The sequence below is a fragment of the Paenibacillus forsythiae T98 genome, from assembly GCF_000520735.1.
In the GTDB taxonomy this organism is placed as follows: Bacteria; Bacillota; Bacilli; order Paenibacillales; family Paenibacillaceae; genus Paenibacillus_AQ; species Paenibacillus_AQ forsythiae.
In genome coordinates this window covers 1-2,766 of the sequence record NZ_ASSC01000343.1, presented here as the reverse complement: position 1 = coordinate 2,766, position 2,766 = coordinate 1, and the positions used below count along the sequence as shown (strand labels likewise).

2 protein-coding genes and 1 pseudogene are annotated in these 2,766 nt (G+C 56.3%); 2 read left to right on the top strand and 1 reads right to left on the bottom strand.

Annotation, left to right across the window (positions count from 1 at the left end; translation table 11 throughout):
- Window positions 1-551, bottom strand: a pseudogene (locus tag L692_RS0111085) (hypothetical protein); the annotation flags it as partial.
- A gap of 199 nt (window positions 552-750) precedes the next feature.
- Between L692_RS0111085 and L692_RS0111080 the strand changes: the two are divergent.
- Window positions 751-2,109, top strand: a complete 1,359-nt coding sequence (locus tag L692_RS0111080; protein WP_025699842.1) for a TrkH family potassium uptake protein — start codon at window positions 751-753, stop codon at window positions 2,107-2,109.
- A 14-nt stretch (window positions 2,110-2,123) separates the two neighbouring features.
- A partial coding sequence (locus L692_RS0111075) for a potassium channel family protein (protein ID WP_025699840.1) occupies window positions 2,124-2,766 on the top strand: 643 nt, incomplete at its 3' end.

Sequence of the window (2,766 nt, the reverse complement as noted above, 5' to 3'; positions counted from 1 at the left end):
GCCTGCCCCAGCCGCTCCTTCTGCTCCGGCGTAAGCGAAGCGTTGCTGATGATGTCCTCGCTCTCATCTTTGCCGGTCAGGACGGCTTCCGTCTCGTTCGCTTTCTTGCCGGCTCCCGCCGGTACACGGGTGAAACCGACCGTCTCGCCGGTGTACATGTTCAGATCGACCGCGAGATTCGCCCATTGATCCTCCCGGGAGTCAAGGGAAACACGAAAGGTGTCGAAGGGATAGCGTTGGTCCAGCTTTCTTTTGCTGTAGTCCTCCAGCAGATTTTCCCGGGACATGTAGCCGTAAAAAGAGGAATCCGACTTATAAGTGACGATCCATTGGTCGCCGGATTCCGGTATGTATCCAAGCTGTTCCGCCGCAAAGCGGATCGCCTTCTCGCGGGCTTCCGATTTGCTGATCGCCTGTTCGCTGCCGGGACCGCCTTGAACAAGGGGAGGGACAATCTGGAACAGGACGAACAAAATCAGACCGGCAAGGCCTGCGAGAACGAGTCTTTTGGAGATAGGCCGCTGATGCAAAGGTTGGCCGACGGGATTCATGAAACGCCTCCTTGAATATATGATTTCTAAAACGGTACAACTATCTTAAAATATCACAGCCAGGGTGCGAAAAGCCATTTTTTAGGTTATAAATGGCGAAATGCGCTGAAAAACAGTGAAATTGCACACTAAATTTGATACGATCGCCTAAGAACAATATATGATGAAAGAGCGCATTTTATAAATGGAGGGAATGGATATGGCTTCACAAGCTCCGAAGGCTTCCGAATTCCGCTGGCTGAAGCTGTCCCCGCCCCAAATCATGGTGATCGGATTTGCCGTCATCATCTTGATCGGGGCTCTTCTGCTCATGCTGCCAATCTCGCTGGCCCCGGGGAATCGCATCACCTTCCTGGAGGCGCTGTTTACATCCACATCGGCTACGTGCGTTACCGGGCTGGTTGTTCATGATACCGGCACCTTCTTCTCGACTTTCGGGCAGATCGTTCTCTTGCTGCTGATCCAGGTTGGCGGCCTGGGCTTCATGTCCATGGCGACTTTATTCGCTCTGGTATTCCGCCGGCGCATCTCCCTGCGGGAGCGGCTGGTGCTGCAGGAGGCGATGAATCAGAACTCCATCGAAGGCATCGTCCGGCTGATCCGCAGCGTCCTGATCTATTCGCTGGTCATCGAAGCCTGCGGCGCGCTGCTCCTTGCGATCCGGTGGGCCTTTGATATGCCGCTGGGACGAGCCGTCTTCTTCGGGATATTTCATGCCGTCTCCATGTTCAATAACGCTGGCTTCGACCTGTTCGGCGGCTACCGCAGCCTGACCGGCTACGCGGCCGACCCGGTTGTAAATACAGTGGTCATGTTCCTGATCGTCTCCGGCGGCATCGGCTTTATCGTCATGTCGGACATTATGGATTACAGGCGGAAACGCAGGCTCTCGCTGCACAGCAAGGTCGTGCTGTCCATGACCGCCGCGCTGATCGTGACCGGCGCTGTTGTGCTCTTTATATTCGAGTTTACGAATCCGCGCACTCTGGGTTCGCTCGGCTGGGGCGGCAAAATATGGGGGGCCCTCTTCCAGTCCGTCACCCCGCGAACGGCCGGGGCCAACACCTTGGACATGCCGGGTCTCCGGCAAGCCTCGCAGTTCTTTATCGTCATTCTGATGTTCATCGGGGCTTCTCCCGGCTCGACGGGGGGCGGCATCAAGACCACGACATTTACCATCATGATCGGAGCGGTGATAGCGATGCTGCGCGGCCGGGAGGATATCGTGCTGTTCCGCTACCGGCTGGCCCAGGAACGGGTGTTCAAGGCGCTGACGATCACCCTGCTGGCCCTGCTGCTGATCGTCGCCGTCTCTATGGTGCTCTCCACCACGGAGAATACGCCTTTTTTGAACGTGCTGTTTGAGACGACATCGGCTTTTTCCACTGTGGGACTCAGCCTTGGATTGACGCCGGAGCTCTCCGCGCCGGGCAAAATCCTGATCTGCTTCACCATGTTCGCCGGAAGGCTGGGCGTATTGACGCTGGCTTATGCGCTGGGACCGAAAAAGGGTAAGGAATTGTATCGTTACCCGGAAGGCAAAATGATTATCGGATAAGGGGATAGACGGGAATGAAAGCACAGCAATTTGTAATCATTGGTCTTGGACGGTTCGGAGCCAGTCTGGCGCTTGAGCTGATGGGAATGGGTTATGAGGTGCTCGGCATTGATCATAGCGAGGAGCGGGTGGAGGAATTGACCGACAAGCTGACGCATGCCGTCGTGGCGGACGCAACGGACGAGGGCGTAATGCGGTCGCTGGGCGTTCGGAACCTGGACTGCGGCATCGTGGCGATTGGAGACAATATGGAGCGCAGCATCCTGACTGCCATCCTCCTGAAGGAATTGGGCGTCAAAATGGTGGTGGCCAAAGCGATCTCCCTCCTGCATGGACGAGCCTTGGAGAAGCTTGGAGTGGACCGGGTTATTTTTCCGGAGCGCGATATGGGGGTCCGGGTGGCGCATCAGCTGGTGACTCCGTATCTGCTCGATTACATCGAGCTGTCCAAGGAGTACAAAATCGTCGAGCTGACTGTTCCCGCCTGCATGAACGGCAAAAGCCTCGCCGAGATCAATACCCGCGCCAAGTATGGCTGCAGTATCATTGCACTTAACCGGGGGGGCGGGGTTATCGTCGCGCCGACTTCTCACGACCATGTCTATGAAGGCGACATCATGGTGCTGATCGGCTCGAACGAGAGCATCGACCAATTCG